The following is a 14612-nucleotide window of genomic DNA, read 5'->3' on the forward strand; positions in this document are numbered from 1 at the left end:
GCAGGATGGTGATCAACTTATCGTACTGGCTGAGAATTACAACGACTGCAGCCGACAAATAAAAAAAGGGGCTGACGCCCCTATTGGTTTAATGATTTACCGCCTGCCAGAAGGGTTATTCAGCGATCTTCATTTCGTTTATAAGGTTGTTCGCACCGTCCACATATTCCATTACCCACAGCATATAGCGTGTATCTACGTGAATAGTGCGGGTCGTTTTCGGGTCGAAGTCCCAGTCGGAGTTTACGCTTTCAAATGTACCATCGAATAATAGCCCCACCAGCTCGGCGTTAGCATTCAAGGTCGCTGAGCCAGAGTTACCACCGGTAGAGTCGAGATCGGACAGGAAGTTCACCGGGACACTGTTAATGCTGTCAAGCTTATACGGACCGTACTTCTGTTCGTCTATCAGTTCAAGCTGTTTGGTCGGTGAATCAAACGGTGCTTCGCCGGTGTCTTTCTCCGGGATCCCTTCCAGACGGGTGAACGGTTCATAAACCAGTCCGTCTTTCGGAGATCCGCCCAATACTGTGCCGTACGTGACCCGCAAGGTACTGTTAGCATCAGGATAGGCTAAGCTGCCCTGTGCCTTCTGCCAATCAATAATGGCGCGCATGTATTTCGGTTGTAATGCGGCCTCCTGCCCTTCCAGCGCCTTTGACTCATTTTCAATATGCATTTCAGTATCATACAGTGCTACTGCAAGCTCTATGAAAGGGTCATCGCTTTTCTCGAATGCGGCCGGATCAGCGGTCAGCCACTTCAGACGGGTGTCTGCATCATTAAGCTTAGTGTTGCTGTACATAGCAGAAAGGGTTGCCTCAATATCACGCTTGCTGCTGTCTTGTTTAAGCCCCAGAGCAGTGTCAAATGCGGCAATGCGGTTATCGTCCGGCTGGGCAAGGTACATATCGATAAATTGCATCCATACTGCCTTATCGACTGTCGCATCGAACCGTCGATTGAGTCGGGTCATGCGCTCTTCAAGCCGCTTATCGTCACGGGTCTGAAAGCCCGGTTCACGTTCCGCATCCGGCTTTTGCTTTTCAATAGCATTGCGATAAAGGGTTTGAGCGGCCGACAATAACTGCGCGCGGGTCAGATTGTTGTACCAGAAGTTTTGCTTGCTCATGGCCGCCGACTTCTCTTTAACCGCATCAAGCTCAGCTATGGCATCCTGATAATGTTGCGCATCGCCCTCCTGATTTAACCATTCTTCCAGCGCGGTCTCACGTGCTTCACGACGATCAAGCAGGCCCACCCGCTTGGCACCCGCCAACTGGCCTTTGGTGTTTTTCAGAAAGTTATTCAACCCTGCGAGCCTGGCTTCGTAAATGATGCGCGCGTCACTGCCTTCTGGCGCCGCATCTTCTATCGCATTAATCCAGTTGGTTACCAGGTCGATATAAGTGGGATACAGCCAGTTGAACATGTAATCCACAGTAACCAGTCGCGCATAGCGGTTGGTCGAGCCCGGATACCCGGCTGCCATCACGAAGTCACCGGCTTCCAGACCACCAGCAGACACCGTGAGCACATGTTCTGGTTGGTACGGCACGTTGTCTTTGCTAAAGTCAGCCGGTTTGCCGTCCTTGCCTACATAGGCACGGTAAAACGCAAAATCTCCGGTATGCCGGGGCCACATCCAGTTATCAATATCGCCGCCGTACTTACCAATGGCATCAGCAGGGGCATAGGCTATTCGCACATCTCGAATTTCTAGTTGTTTGATCAACTTATATTCAAGCCCATCAAAAAATGCCGGCACCGAGCAACGGTAACCCGGTTCTGATTCGCACTCAGCGATAATGGCTTTTTGATTTTTGACAATGGCATCGTAGCGCGCCCGGCCAGAAAGCTCGTCGCTTAGCCCACCTGTAACCTGCTCAGTCACATCAGAAAAACCTACCGTCACCCACATGCGGGTCCCTGGCGCGGCGGGTAACTCTTCGCTATGCGTCTTAGCTAAAAACCCATCTTTCAGGTAGTTGTTTTCTGATGACGAGTTATATTGCACCGATCCTCGCGCACAATGGTGGTTGGTTACAGCTAACCCTGAGTCAGAAACAAATGAGGCTGAACACCCTCCCAATGAAACTATAGCGCCCATGGGGAACCCGGTAAGGTCACTTAGCTGCTGGGGGGAAATCTCCAGCCCGGTGGCTTTCAAATCTTCTGCAATGGCAGGTAACTGCTCAGGGGTATACATTCCTTCCTTGGCGGTTGCAGCCAGTGAGGTCAGCATAATAGGCAGCGCCAGGCTGGTTAATACTTTTAATGACATTCCTTTTTCCTTGGCAAAATTACAATACAGCTAAGCAGGTATATCACACCTTCTTGCTGACGCCTATGTCAGTGGCCTAATTTGACTATAATTGTCGGTAAAGCAACAGCTTGGGACGGATATCGGCGTAGAAAAGAGGGGGTTAGGTTATTAATAGAAAGGCACGGAAACCGACGACGGCCAGAGGCAACCGTCGCGATTTAAGCCCGTTCCCTCCATCCCCGGATGGCAGGTAAAAGAGTACGGCGAACTGTCGTTAATCCTGATGCAGCTGCACGTTAAGCTGATCGATCACTTCCGCCCACTCAGCATCGTCCTCCAGGGCAGATTTCAGAAACTCCGACTGTGAATCGTTCCAGAACGGTGCTTCTTCGATGTGGCGACTGTCATTCATACCACGGTGTTTTTCTATAAAGTTATCAATTGCTTCATCACTGCTGTCCAGGCCAAGCTGAACGAACAGGTCTTGCATGGTGGGTTGGTCCGTATACATAGTTGATTCTCCTCATTAACTTACTGTCGTAAACGCCGACAACCTGCTCAGGGATCACGACACCATCACTGAATTCTACTCGCAGGTGAAAGTGTAGGCGTTTTTACAACAAAAGGAGTGTGTTTGTGTACGGCGTTACAGCAATAAAAAAGGCCGCGTACGCGGCCTTATTCGAAAGGAAGTGAGTATCAGCTTAATTGTTCGGCAAACTCAGCAGGTTCCAGCACTTCACCTTCTTCTCCGGGAACGGGACAGACCATTACCAGCAATTCATCTTCCTGCATGCCTGGCACCCATTTTTTATACCAGTCAGCCAGCGAGATCTGCAATGGCTCACAGTGCGCCCAGTCGTCGGTTGCCCATAAGCTGGCTATGCCTGCGTCCGGCCATACAGGGATCCCGTCTTCGTCTTCTGCTGTTAGCATAACGCAGCCGTGCTCGTCGGTTAAGATCCACAAGGCTTCGTTTTCTTTAATTGCAGCAAACGTTTCACGCAGACGCTGCTCTATTGAGACATTCAGCAGCGGGTGTGACATCGCACTCATATTACTTCTCCAATTGCGTCACTGGCAGCTTTTCCACCACCGACAGTTGTTCGTTCATCTGTTGTTTATCGCCGACAACAATAACAGACATGTCGTCTAAATTCAGATATTCAACTGCCACCCGGGAAACTTGCTCTGCGCTGACCTGATTAACCATTGAAATGTAATCTGTCAGACGCGCTTGCGGTAGGTCATTCACGTTGAGTCGTACCAGCTGCGCAATGACCCCGGCACGCGAGGAGTTGCGCAATACAAACAAGCCCGACATGTAGTTTTTAACACCCTGGAGCTCTTCAGCCGGTGGCGGGATTTCCTGAAGACCAGAAATTTCCTTCACAATTTCATTGATTGCGTCACCGGTACTTTCGGCCTGAATATCCGCGGCCTGATACCACACTGAAGCGTCTTTATAGCTGTAGAGCGCACTGCGGGGTGAATAGGTATACCCCTTATCCTCACGGATATTCTGGGTAATGCGACTGGAAAACATGCCCCCTAACAGGGTGTTCATCACCTCCAGCGGTACGTAATCCTTATGCGACATGGGCACCGTACGCTGCCCTATTCTGACGGTGGCCTGTACGGCCCCCTCACGAGGGATAAGTGTGAGCCCCGGAGCTGCCTGCTGCGCAGGCGGCGCCACTGGTGCTATCGGGCCGCCCGCAGGCAAGTCCTCAAAGGCATTGCGAATCGCGTTCTGCATCTGTGTTTGATTGAATCTGCCCGCAATATATAAATGAGCATTGCTGGCTGTGAGATAGGTTTCGGCGAACTCCCTGACATCGTCACGGGTGATGCTATGCAGTTCTGCCTTGGTAGGATAAATATGACTGTAAGGATGTTCGCCATACATTTTTTCATAAAAGGCAACCACTGCCTGCCCTTGCGCACGTGAGCGCGCCACTTCAATATCACGCCACTGGTTTTGGATGGCACGCTGAAGATCCGTTTCCTCAAACATGGACGATGCTACCAGCGTGGCCAGCAGTGACACCGCCTCACGGTTGAATTCACTTAACACGTCCAGCGCAATATGACTGCTGTTCATACCCACCCGTGTAGACACCTGGCCGCCCATAGAGGCCGCCTGCGTAGCGATTGCACTAGCATCAAGGGTATCAGTGCCCTGCTTTAACAGTTCAAACACGATGTCGGCGAGTCCGCCCTGGGTGTCGTCATGCTGGTTGCCTGTGTCAAACTGCAACACCATCGTACTTTTCGGCGTTTCACCATACGGAATAAACGTAACCTGCAGGCCGTTGGGTAATGTATAAGACGACACCGACGGCAGGGCAAAATCTTTTGGCTCACCCGGGGCCGGCGGCGTGGACGGGAAGTCAGAAGCAGTCACCGAGGCACTCATCACGGCAAACATTATCGGGGTTATAAGCTGACTGAAAATCCGTTTCATTAGTTAGCTCCTGCGGCTTGATTATTACCCGCCGCGTGGGCTGGCATGACGGTAAAAATGGTTCGGTTTGACGGCGCCAGGTATTTTTTTGCGGTCTGCTGTATCAACGCAGGGGTGACCTGAGCAAACTCGGCTTCAATCTCGTTGATACGAGCAGGATCATCGTCAAACAATGCAAAGCTGGCCAATAGATCCAATTTGCCAATGCCACTGCTGCCGTCAATTGTATCGTACAGCGCTGAGCGTAATTTTACCCGCGCACGATTGAGCATTTCTTCGCTTACCGGCTGGTTGTGCAACTGCTGAATGACATTATCAATACTGCGGGTGATCGCCTGCTCGCTCACCTCTGGCTCGTGCACCAAGGCAGCCGTCCATAACATGGGGCCGTTGTAATTAAACATATTGCCAAGCAGGTTTATCCCGCCAGACACATCCCCGGCGACACCCTGTTTTTCTACCAGTGTCTGATGCAGCAAACTGTCGTCGCCCTGAAGCAATAGCTGATCAATAAGTCCCATCGCGTAGTACTCCGGCGAGTTACGCTCCGGCATACGATACCCCACTGCGTAAGCGGGCTTGGGCGCCAGAGGGTCTACCCGGCTGGCCCGGCGCTCAGCGGTTTGGGAAGGCTCTGAGATGTCTGGGGCAGGCGCAAGGTCAGCGGCGGGGATCCCGGAGAAGTATTGTTTAACCCAGTCCATGGTTTGTGCCACCTCAAGGTCACCCGTTACCACCAGCACAGCATTATTGGGCGCATAGTATTGATCAAAAAAGCGTTCCACGTCTTCCAGGGTGGCAGCGTCCAGATCTTCCAGATCGCCGTAAAAATTGTGGGCGTTGTACCAGTTATCAAAAGCGTGCTGAGGTAAGTCCAGCCACGGAAAGCCACCATATGGCTGATTGAGGACGTTCACCTTCACTTCATTTTTCACCACGCCTTGCTGGTTGGTGAGCTCCGCCTGGGTAATATTCAGGCCGCGCATTCTGTCGGCTTCCACCCACAGAAACGTCCGCAGGGTATGAGCCGGCAGGATTTCATAATAGTTAGTGAAGTCGAACCGGGTCGAGCCGTTGTTAATACCGCCGTTGCCATTCACCAGCTTATCAAACTCACCTTTTGGCAGGTTTTGTGACCCCTGGAACATCATATGCTCAAACAGGTGAGCAAAGCCGGTGCGATCCTCAGGTTCAATCCTGAATCCAATGTTGTAGTACACCCCTACCGCCACGATCGGGGCAGTAGGATCTTTGGAAAGTACTACTTTGAGACCATTATCGAGGGTCTCATAGTGTACAGGCACGGTGAGTCGGGTCTGCGCGACTTCGGTCTGGCCGGTTTGAGTGTCTGGAGCCTGTTGGCAGCCGGTAAGCCCGGTCAGCAGGCCCAGTGCAACAACTAAATGTTTCATTCACGTTCCTTATTAGAATGGTATTCCGCTTCGACTGCTGCCCGGTCCCCCCCCGCCCTATATGGCTAATTGCCGCTGGGGGGCAGTAAACTGGCTATGACTTCTGACAGGCCGACACGTCGAACTGACTTCATTGTGTGCATATACAGGTTCACGTAACAGTCGTTAAGTGTGTCAAAATGTGTCGCCGCCCCCTGAGCTATCAGTTTGTCGGCAGAATCCTGGGGTAAGACGGCCACCCCGCCTTCCGCGCGCAGGGTAGTCAGCCCCAGTGACAGGGAGTTAGTGCGTAACTTTGCATCACGAAAGGTCGGATACTGGGTAAGCAGGGTATCCCGTACCTTACTGCCCCAGTCGATCGCCACAAATTCTGAAGACTCCCCGCCCTGTGCAGCGGGGAACCGGCATAAACACAACGGCCGCTGCTCCAGCACTGTGCTGGTGACTTCTTCAGATTTCAGCACTTCGGTTGAGAATGCCACATCAATGACACGCTCGTGCAGCTGTCGGGATAAATTATCCAGCGTCAGCACCTCTGCTTTCACCGACCAGTCCGGGAAGGCGTTATGCAGGTGGCTCAGAGCGCCGGGCAAAGACAGTTCGCTGGCTAATTGTGTGGCACCACATACTACGTATTCTGCCGACTGTACCTGTAGCTCCTGGCGCGCTTCATTCAGGGTGTCGCATAACTGGCGGGCAAACGGCAACAGTTTTTCCCCGGCCTGGGTTAGCTGGATACTGTTTCGCTGGCGAATAAATAATGTGGTGTGAAAGTACTCTTCCAGCAACTTAATTCGGGCACTGACTGCCGATTGTGTGAGGTATAAATTTTCGGCAGCTTTGCCAAAATGACGGGTGTTGACCACTTCGATGAAAGTGGTTAAAAAGCGAATATCCATGCGTGTACGTAAACGAACGAAAGTAGCGGTAAGCTGTCACAGATTTCGACACTTGTAAACACAAATACAGTCGCAGCGCCTCACTAACGTGACGCGCTGTACAGTGCGGAAGTACAAGCGAACTTAAAAGCTTTCCTGCTGAAGCCTGCGTTGCTTTTCGCGACGTTGCATGTCGCGTCTTTGCTTAGCCTTTATTTCATGTTCACGACGGGATTTCATTTTCTTCTCGCCAAGGTCTTCCTCTACCGGGTCCCATTCTTCGCGCTGGTAACGATAGTCTTTACTCATCATGGTCTCTTTGTTGTTGCCACACCTGCATTATTATTCGCCGTACAAAAATAGGAAACGAATAATTATCATCGTAACGATAATAATTTTTTGTTCAAAAACCCATCAGTTCTTCAGGGGCTTTTATTGTACATTTCACACACAGGTCGCTCATAACACCTGTGCCTGATATTGTTTTGTGTGCCCAAGCGGTGCTTCCACAGCCTTGAATTGTCAGACTTACCCGCCCTCGCTAATTGAACAATTTTTTTTATGCTCTGGAAAAAAAAATTTTGTTTTATCTTCTTGAAAATTTCCCTTAAAAGTCTGCCTGTAAACCAACCTAACGACGAGATAACTCATGCAAGCTCCAAATATTCGTGTCCCGCAAAAAACGTTTATCGACCGCGTGAAGTTTCCTTACGGGTTTCGAAAATCCGGTGATTTCAGTATCAGCGATGCTGACTTACTGAGCCGTTTTGGACATACCCTGCTGGCACTGGAAAGCGGCGAGCTTACCCCTGAGTCAGACGATGAAAAGCACTTTTTAGCCTTCACTCAGGGTATGGTGCCGGCCCAGAACGCGCTTGAAAAAGCCTGGCAAAAATATGTGCGACTTGCGCGGGGTAAAAAGCACTTCTACACCCTGCACAGCTCCGCCAGTAACCAGTCAGACTACGACGACGATTTCTCAGACGAAACCTTCGACGTCGCCTAAGTCACGAAAATACAGCCTGTTTTTGCTGGTGGTTCAGATACCACCAGCCTCCTCTGCAGTTGATCCTTCCAGCCTCCCCTCGCTTACCAACATTGTCGCGGCGTACAACGCCTGATCGCGAAACGCATTGGCAAGGACTACACTTACAGTGTCATAAACGCCCGGCAGATTAAGACGTTGGGACAGGAGGATCCGGACATGATGATATCGTTTAAGCAATTAAAACATTTTTCCCTGCACGCTACTGATGACGACATTGGAGGCTGCAAAGACATCCTGTTTGATGATCAGGATTTTATAATGCGGTACCTGGTAGCCGATACGAATACCTGGCTACCACTTAGTCGCAAAGTAGTCATTTCTCCTATCGCAGTGACGAAGGTCGATACCGATGAGAAAAAAATTCATGTCTCCATGTCTGCACAAACGCTCAAAGACAGCCCGTCAATTGACGAACACAAACCGGTCTCCCGGGAGTACGAAGAAACCTTATTTAAATACTTCGGCTATGGCTATTACTGGATAGGTCCGGGCGCCTGGGGAGACTTTGCCCACCCCACTGAATTGGCTGACGCCGACCGTGAGGCGGCCATGCAAGAAGACAATGCGCTGCATTCCCAGAATCACTTGCGCGCTTGTGGCGAGGTCAACGGCTACGATGTGGCAACCACCGAAGACGAAGTGGGTCATGTCACCGACTTCATCTTTGATGATACCAGCTGGGCATTACGCCTGCTGGTGATAGACACCCGCAACTGGTTGCCGGGCGGTAAGCATCTGGCGGTACTCCCTTCCGCTATTGAACATATTGACTGGTCCAGTCACAAGGTCAAAGTTAACCTTTCACACGATGCACTGATGGAAAAACCTGAGATAGATGTGGATCAGCTTGACGATGAAAACTACATTAATCAAATTCTTCAGCAGGCCGAGTAGTTATGTCAGACACGCTTTATCAAAAACAAACCGCGTTAGCACTGGACAACTTTCAAATCAGTGGCCAGCCTATGCCGGCGACCTTTATACATGCGCTGGGATATGTGAAGGCGGCCTGTGCCTCTGTCAATCACGAGCTGGGCAAGCTTGATAAGCAGCGGGCTGATGCCATCTGGGATGCCGCTCATGAAGTTGCCCAGGGCAAGCATGATGACGCATTTCCGCTGGATGTGTTTCAGACGGGTTCGGGTACCAGTACCAATATGAACGCCAACGAAGTTATTGCTACGCTGGCCTCCCGTGCCTGCGGTGAAGAGGTTCATCCTAATGACCACGTCAACATGGGGCAAAGCTCGAATGACGTGATCCCCACTACCATCCATGTCAGCGCGGTGATCGCGTCGAATCATCAACTCGTTCCGGCGGTAGAGAAACTTTGCGACGCCATTAAAAGTAAAATGACCGAAGCCGAGGGCATGATCAAAACTGGCCGTACGCATCTGATGGATGCCATGCCCGTGACGTTCAGTCAGGAAATGTCTGGCTGGCGCGCACAGTTACTCGCCAGCATAGACCGCATTGATCATACTCAGGAACGGCTTAGCCAACTTGCAATTGGCGGTACCGCCGTTGGCACCGGCATCAATACTCACCCTGAATTCGGTGCCCGGGTGGCCTCCGCACTGACACAACAGTTAGGCCACACATTTTTTGTTACCAACAACCATTTCAGTGCTCTGTCAGCGCAGGATACCGCCGTGGAGTTTTCCGGCCAGTTAAATGTACTGGCTACCGCCCTCATGAAGATCAGCAACGATTTGCGGTGGATGAACAGTGGCCCACTGGCCGGGCTGGGTGAAATCAGTTTAACCAAGCTTCAGGCCGGCAGCAGCATCATGCCAGGCAAGGTAAACCCGGTTATTCCGGAAGCCACGGCCATGGTCAGTGCCCAGGTAATGGGACTGAACACGGCAGTCACCGTAGCCGGCCAGTCAGGGAATTTTCAACTAAACGTGATGTTGCCGTTAATTGGCTACAACCTGCTTACCGCTATCCATCTGTTGGCAAACGCGTGTACTCATCTGGCGGACAAAGCCATTGCAGATATGCAGTTCAACGATGAAAAAGCACAGGAAATTCTGGCAAAAAACCCGATTCTGGTAACGGCATTAAATGCCCGTATCGGCTACGAAAAAGGTGCTGAAATTGCGAAACAGGCGTACCAGGAAAAGCGACCTATTCTGGATGTGGCCAAAGAAAATACTGATCTCAGTGAAGAAGAGCTTCGTGAGTTACTGGATCCTGGCAAGCTGGTATAGAGACTACTGGCCGCAGTAGCGGCCAGTCTTCAACCCTTGGCGGTCAGTGTTAACGGACGCAAAAAAATTCATAGAGTAATTTAATGGTTCTGCATACCCGGTCATCGGCCAGACGATAATAAATCACCTGCCCTTGCCGGCGAGTGGCCACCATACCGGCCTCTCTTAACACCGCCAGATGCTGTGACAGTACCGGCTGCGTAACCGGAATGCTGGTCAGCAATTCAGTTACCGAACGTTCTTCGTCCAGCAGCAGGCACATCACCATCAGGCGCGTTTTATTCGCCAGGTGCTTGAGGTAACGCTCTGCTTGTGAAGCATGCGCCATGAGTTCTTGTTGTTCTGCGATCTGCGAGCTTGTCATGAAGTACAGGTTAGAGTAGCAATACCTTATTCAATCGTAAAACAGCAACATCAGGCAAGGTCGTCTGTCGCAAATTAATGAACGTCTGCGGAACCCGGCGGATATTTTGTAAGTTACCGAAACTTCTCGAAATATCCGCCAACCCAGGCATATTAGTAAAGACTTATTCAAGCAGCAAAAAAGGAGCAACTATGCTAAAAACAATTCAGGAACGCCTGGCCGCCATTGAGCCGCCTGTGCGCCAGATTTCTGCTCAGGAAGCCGCTACAGAAATGCAACAGAATAATGGATTAGTCATTGATGTAAGGGAAAGTGCAGAACGGGAACAACACCCAGTGGATGCCAGTACCGGCATTCCCCGCGGCGTGCTGGAAATGAAAATAACTGATCATTGTAAAGATCCTGCGCGCCCCATTTATCTGCACTGCGCATCGGGCGTCCGTGCACAACTGGCTGCCGAACAGCTCCGTGCTCTCGGCTACCAGAATGTTACGGCTATCACCTGTAAACCTGATGCGATTAAACAGGCACTGGACTGATACTATTCCGCCGCTCACAGCACAGAACCAGATATTTTTCCTTGTTGTGACGCGGCATTTTGCAGCTACAATGCCTGCACCCGAACGAACAATGAGTAGCGACGCCTATGCTTAAAGCCACGTTAGAACAATGGCGCATGTTCAAAGCCGTAGTTGACGCCGGCGGCTTTAATCAGGCCGCAGTACTGGTTCATAAAAGCCAGTCGAGTGTCCACCACGCGGTGCATAAGCTTGAGCGCTCACTGGGCGTCACCTTGTTTGAGAACAGTGGCCGCAAAGTACGGCTGTCGCCTTCAGGTGAGCTAATGTATCGGCGTGCCGACTTCTTGCTTAACGAAGCACAAAAGCTGGAGGCGGTAGCCAGCTCGCTGCAGCAGGGCACCGAAACTCAGTTACGCATTGCTGTGGACATTGTCTTTCCCGCCACCCTGCTCTATGCCGTGTTGACCAAGGTCTCAGAAGAGTTCCCGTTGCTGCGGGTAGAAATAGAGGAAACTGTGCTCAGTGGGGCGAACTCTTTACTTAAACAAGGCAATGTAGACATTGGGGTGTCGCCCTTTCCTTTTTCAGAGGGCTTCAGTGAGGATTTGTGCGAAATTGAATTTGTGGCGGTGGCCCACCCCCAGCACCCGTTACACAAACTTAACCGCCCTATTACCACGGAAGACTTAAAATCTCATCGCCAGATTGTGGTGCGGGATTCCTCGGCTGATCGTAAAGCCGAATCCGGTTGGCTGGGCGCTGATCAACGCTGGACCGTGAGTCACATTCGAACCTCTGTAGACATTATCTCGCAGGGGTTAGGTTTTGCATGGCTGCCACTGGCAATGATTGAGCCTCAGCTGCAAGATGAAACGCTGGCAGCGCTCCCCCTTGAACACGGTGCACTGAGAAAGTCGCTGTTATATCTTAGCTTTGGTGACGGTGACAGGCTTGGTCCCGCCGCCCGGACGTTTATCGGCGAATTACGCTACCAACTGATAAATTTACCCTCCAGCACCGCTCACCCCGGCCTGGCGGGTCCTGCTGCGGATAATGCATAACCCCCTCATAAGACGGGAGTTATGCCCGGTTAAGGCAGGGCTTCGACAATTTGCGCGCCTGCCATATAAAAGCCAACCGCAGCAAGCGATAAGCCCAGCAATGCTACCAGCCCATCATCTGCAGCCATCCCCACGGCCATAATCAGCACGGCAAACGCCGGGATTAACCCTAAAAACGGGATCAGTTCCAATGGCACCATCATTGCGCCGCAGAAGGCGCAGGTGACAGCAATAAGTGCCCGGAAAACGTATTGCCGCATGAAAAACCAACGGGGGATGAGAAAACGATCCAGGTGCATGACGAAAGGTTTAATAGTGCCAATGCCGGTGTTGAGGGAATCCCGATCAAATTCGATATCGCGGATTGCGCTGGGCAGCCATGGGTGTTTTTTAGCCAGTAAAATTTGCAGGGCAATGAGAAAAATTGTCACACCGGTCACCGTCGGTATACCGGGAATGGCCCCCACCGGAGTAGCAGCAATAAAAGCCGGTACGGCCAGCATGGGCCCAAAGCCCCGCTTTTCCATAATTTCTATTAGCTCACCAAAGGCAACCTTATCCTCCGATTGCGCAGACTGCATGCGGCCCAGCAACTCGTACAGGGTAATGGAACGTGATAAAGTCCGGCTGTACATGACTCAAATCCTTGACATAATCCTGAGTGTGCATTGCGATTACTGTGCCAATAGCTCGCTATTGCAATTGCGTCCCGGTTTCCGGCACAATCTCTGCATACACAGGGGATTGATCCACTTAACGAGGCATCCAGTAATTTAATTACTGGGGACTCACAACAAAAGGAATTTTAAGTGCTAACTGTTTTACTGGTCGATGACGATCCCGAGTTTACAGATGTAGCCTGTACTATTATTGAATTTCTTGGCCATGAAGTGCTCACCGCAGCTAACCTGGCCGAAGCGCGTGACTGGCTGAACAAAGAAACCTTTGACCATGTACTTTTAGACTTCATGCTCCCTGATGGTAGTGGCGCCCATTTATTCGATGAATTAGACGCGCTTCCCAAGCGTCCCAGAGTCACGCTCATCACCGGCCACCCTTCGGTTAAAGGCATTATCAAAGGTCTCTGTGGCCCCAATATCGACTATCTGGTAAAACCCATTCAGCGCGAAGAAATTGAAGCCGTGCTATCGGGTAAAAAAGAACAGAAGAAAGACAAGTCCGGGCCGAAAATCAAACGCCATTTTGGCCATTTGATTGGCGAGTCCACGCCAATGAAAGAGCTGTACAAATTAATTGAACGAGTTAGTCGCACCAGTGCCAATGTCATGTTGCTGGGTGAAAGTGGTGTCGGTAAAGAAGTGGTGGCCGCAGCTATCCACGCCGCCTCTGACGTCGAAGGCCCGTATATCGCCACGAACTGCGGTGCGTTTTCTAAAGAACTGATTGGCAGCGAGTTATTTGGTCACGAAAAAGGCGCCTTTACAGGTGCAGTCGGTCGCAAAGCCGGTGTGTTTGAGCAATCAGAAAACGGTACGTTGTTCCTCGATGAAATCACTGAAATGCCCATTGATATGCAACCTAACTTATTGCGTGTCCTTGAAAATAAAGTGGTTATCCGCGTCGGCGGTACCAAGACCATTCCGGTGAGCTGCCGTGTAGTCTCTGCCACCAACCGCAGCATGGAAGAAATCGCAGAGAGCAAGGTGCTCCGTGAAGACATCTATTTCCGCTTAGCGGTCTTCCCGATTACCATCCCGCCTTTACGCGATCGTAAGGAAGATATCCCGCTGCTGGCTATGTATTTTATCGAAGAGCTGAACAAGGAAAATGGCACTCAGTTTGAATGGGACCAAACCCAACTCGATACCCTAAAAGCCTATGACTGGCCGGGCAATGTGCGTGAGCTACGTCACTTTGTTCACCGCGCAGCCATTATGAGCGACCCCGACACCAGCGATCTGGAATTGCCGAAAACAATCGAGTCACCTTTTGCCAAGAAACAAAGTACCACCCCAGCCCTCCAGGCAGGCCGCACTATTGAGGATGTCGAGAAAGAGCTAATTTACGCGACACTCGAAAAGGTGAATGGAAACAAGACCCTGGCGGCCGAAATGCTGGGGATCAGTACCAAGACACTGTATAACCGGCTACACGCCTATGGCGACCTCAACAAAGAAGAATAATAAAGGATAAGCCATGACAGAATCAGAATTAACCCTGCTATCAAAACATGTGCACGATGCAAGGAAACCGCTGAATCGTATATCGATGCAGGCGGAGCTCGTAAAAATGGCCCTCAACGGCGATGTTCCTACCGAACGAGCTGTAGAAGCGCTGGATAAAATTATCGCCAGTACGAAAGCATGCAGTGACTCGCTCACTACCATGATGACGGAGCTGAGTGACTCGCAACCGGAATAA

General features: G+C 51.0%; 16 protein-coding genes. 7 read left to right on the forward strand and 9 right to left on the reverse strand.

What is annotated here, in order from left to right:
- Positions 1-115 precede the first annotated feature (115 nt).
- From OCL06_RS14700 to OCL06_RS14730, 7 genes are all read right to left on the reverse strand, one after another.
- On the reverse strand, positions 116-2284 hold the full coding sequence (locus OCL06_RS14700; RefSeq protein ID WP_262995899.1) for a S46 family peptidase: 2169 nt from the start codon (positions 2282-2284) through the stop codon (positions 116-118).
- A gap of 256 nt (positions 2285-2540) precedes the next feature.
- Positions 2541-2777, reverse strand: coding sequence for a DUF2789 domain-containing protein (locus OCL06_RS14705; protein ID WP_262995900.1), 237 nt, complete (start codon positions 2775-2777; stop codon positions 2541-2543).
- A gap of 188 nt (positions 2778-2965) precedes the next feature.
- Entirely contained in the window at positions 2966-3322 is a 357-nt protein-coding gene (locus tag OCL06_RS14710; protein WP_262995902.1) for a DUF2750 domain-containing protein, read from the reverse strand.
- A gap of 1 nt (position 3323) precedes the next feature.
- The gene (locus OCL06_RS14715; RefSeq protein WP_262995904.1) at positions 3324-4733 is read right to left on the reverse strand and encodes a M16 family metallopeptidase; all 1410 of its coding nucleotides are present in this window, start codon (positions 4731-4733) and stop codon (positions 3324-3326) included.
- Complete coding sequence (locus OCL06_RS14720; protein ID WP_262995906.1) at positions 4733-6145, reverse strand: M16 family metallopeptidase; 1413 nt, start codon at positions 6143-6145, stop codon at positions 4733-4735. The genes OCL06_RS14715 and OCL06_RS14720 overlap by 1 nt, the downstream gene beginning before the upstream one ends.
- A gap of 65 nt (positions 6146-6210) precedes the next feature.
- Positions 6211-7044, reverse strand: coding sequence for a LysR family transcriptional regulator (locus OCL06_RS14725; RefSeq protein WP_262995908.1), 834 nt, complete (start codon positions 7042-7044; stop codon positions 6211-6213).
- 123 nt (positions 7045-7167) lie between these two features.
- A complete protein-coding gene (locus OCL06_RS14730) occupies positions 7168-7332 on the reverse strand; it encodes a hypothetical protein (protein ID WP_262995910.1) in 165 nt (54 codons plus the stop codon).
- Between the two features lie 340 nt (positions 7333-7672).
- Here OCL06_RS14730 and OCL06_RS14735 point away from each other — a divergent pair, with 340 nt between their 5' ends.
- The 3 genes from OCL06_RS14735 to OCL06_RS14745 all read left to right on the forward strand — a co-directional run bounded on the left by OCL06_RS14735 (position 7673) and on the right by OCL06_RS14745 (position 10284).
- Positions 7673-8029: a MaoP family protein gene (locus OCL06_RS14735; RefSeq protein ID WP_262995912.1), complete on the forward strand. Its 357-nt coding sequence runs from the start codon at positions 7673-7675 to the stop codon at positions 8027-8029.
- 198 nt (positions 8030-8227) lie between these two features.
- Positions 8228-8965, forward strand: a complete 738-nt coding sequence (locus OCL06_RS14740; protein WP_262995913.1) for a PRC-barrel domain containing protein — start codon at positions 8228-8230, stop codon at positions 8963-8965.
- 2 nt (positions 8966-8967) lie between these two features.
- Positions 8968-10284 (forward strand): class II fumarate hydratase, encoded by a 1317-nt coding sequence (locus OCL06_RS14745; RefSeq protein ID WP_262995916.1) that lies wholly within the window; start codon positions 8968-8970, stop codon positions 10282-10284.
- Between the two features lie 49 nt (positions 10285-10333).
- Here OCL06_RS14745 and OCL06_RS14750 read toward each other — a convergent pair whose 3' ends face one another.
- The gene (locus OCL06_RS14750) at positions 10334-10648 is read right to left on the reverse strand and encodes an ArsR/SmtB family transcription factor (RefSeq protein WP_262995918.1); all 315 of its coding nucleotides are present in this window, start codon (positions 10646-10648) and stop codon (positions 10334-10336) included.
- A 191-nt stretch (positions 10649-10839) separates the two neighbouring features.
- Between OCL06_RS14750 and OCL06_RS14755 the strand changes: the two genes are divergently transcribed.
- Positions 10840-11187: a rhodanese-like domain-containing protein gene (locus OCL06_RS14755; RefSeq protein ID WP_262995920.1), complete on the forward strand. Its 348-nt coding sequence runs from the start codon at positions 10840-10842 to the stop codon at positions 11185-11187.
- A gap of 107 nt (positions 11188-11294) precedes the next feature.
- Positions 11295-12230, forward strand: coding sequence for a LysR family transcriptional regulator (locus OCL06_RS14760; protein ID WP_262995922.1), 936 nt, complete (start codon positions 11295-11297; stop codon positions 12228-12230).
- A 29-nt stretch (positions 12231-12259) separates the two neighbouring features.
- Here the strand turns inward: OCL06_RS14760 and OCL06_RS14765 are convergent, their stop codons facing one another.
- The gene (locus tag OCL06_RS14765) at positions 12260-12865 is read right to left on the reverse strand and encodes an exopolysaccharide biosynthesis protein (RefSeq protein ID WP_262995924.1); all 606 of its coding nucleotides are present in this window, start codon (positions 12863-12865) and stop codon (positions 12260-12262) included.
- 174 nt (positions 12866-13039) lie between these two features.
- On the opposite strand from OCL06_RS14765, the gene OCL06_RS14770 reads away from it, so the two are divergent.
- Positions 13040-14374 (forward strand): sigma-54-dependent transcriptional regulator, encoded by a 1335-nt coding sequence (locus tag OCL06_RS14770; RefSeq protein ID WP_262995926.1) that lies wholly within the window; start codon positions 13040-13042, stop codon positions 14372-14374.
- Positions 14375-14387: 13 nt separating this feature from the next.
- Positions 14388-14612: a hypothetical protein gene (locus OCL06_RS14775; RefSeq protein ID WP_262995928.1), complete on the forward strand. Its 225-nt coding sequence runs from the start codon at positions 14388-14390 to the stop codon at positions 14610-14612.

Source organism: Alteromonas salexigens (assembly GCF_025628895.1).
Taxonomy (GTDB): domain Bacteria; phylum Pseudomonadota; class Gammaproteobacteria; order Enterobacterales; family Alteromonadaceae; genus Alteromonas; species Alteromonas salexigens.

Excerpts from the sequence above, each read along its gene's own strand:
- OCL06_RS14760 (WP_262995922.1), top strand. The coding sequence starts at position 11,295 with ATGCTTAAAGCCACGTTAGAACAATGGCGCATGTTCAAAGCCGTAGTT.
- OCL06_RS14750 (WP_262995918.1), bottom strand. The coding sequence starts at position 10,648 with ATGACAAGCTCGCAGATCGCAGAACAACAAGAACTCATGGCGCATGCT.
- OCL06_RS14740 (WP_262995913.1), top strand. The coding sequence starts at position 8,228 with ATGATGATATCGTTTAAGCAATTAAAACATTTTTCCCTGCACGCTACT.
- OCL06_RS14710 (WP_262995902.1), bottom strand. The coding sequence starts at position 3,322 with ATGAGTGCGATGTCACACCCGCTGCTGAATGTCTCAATAGAGCAGCGT.
- OCL06_RS14755 (WP_262995920.1), top strand. The coding sequence starts at position 10,840 with ATGCTAAAAACAATTCAGGAACGCCTGGCCGCCATTGAGCCGCCTGTG.
- OCL06_RS14715 (WP_262995904.1), bottom strand. The coding sequence starts at position 4,733 with ATGAAACGGATTTTCAGTCAGCTTATAACCCCGATAATGTTTGCCGTG.
- OCL06_RS14745 (WP_262995916.1), top strand. The coding sequence starts at position 8,968 with ATGTCAGACACGCTTTATCAAAAACAAACCGCGTTAGCACTGGACAAC.
- OCL06_RS14700 (WP_262995899.1), bottom strand. The coding sequence starts at position 2,284 with ATGTCATTAAAAGTATTAACCAGCCTGGCGCTGCCTATTATGCTGACC.
- OCL06_RS14720 (WP_262995906.1), bottom strand. The coding sequence starts at position 6,145 with ATGAAACATTTAGTTGTTGCACTGGGCCTGCTGACCGGGCTTACCGGC.
- OCL06_RS14725 (WP_262995908.1), bottom strand. The coding sequence starts at position 7,044 with ATGGATATTCGCTTTTTAACCACTTTCATCGAAGTGGTCAACACCCGT.
- OCL06_RS14730 (WP_262995910.1), bottom strand. The coding sequence starts at position 7,332 with ATGAGTAAAGACTATCGTTACCAGCGCGAAGAATGGGACCCGGTAGAG.
- OCL06_RS14775 (WP_262995928.1), top strand. The coding sequence starts at position 14,388 with ATGACAGAATCAGAATTAACCCTGCTATCAAAACATGTGCACGATGCA.
- OCL06_RS14765 (WP_262995924.1), bottom strand. The coding sequence starts at position 12,865 with ATGTACAGCCGGACTTTATCACGTTCCATTACCCTGTACGAGTTGCTG.
- OCL06_RS14735 (WP_262995912.1), top strand. The coding sequence starts at position 7,673 with ATGCAAGCTCCAAATATTCGTGTCCCGCAAAAAACGTTTATCGACCGC.
- OCL06_RS14705 (WP_262995900.1), bottom strand. The coding sequence starts at position 2,777 with ATGTATACGGACCAACCCACCATGCAAGACCTGTTCGTTCAGCTTGGC.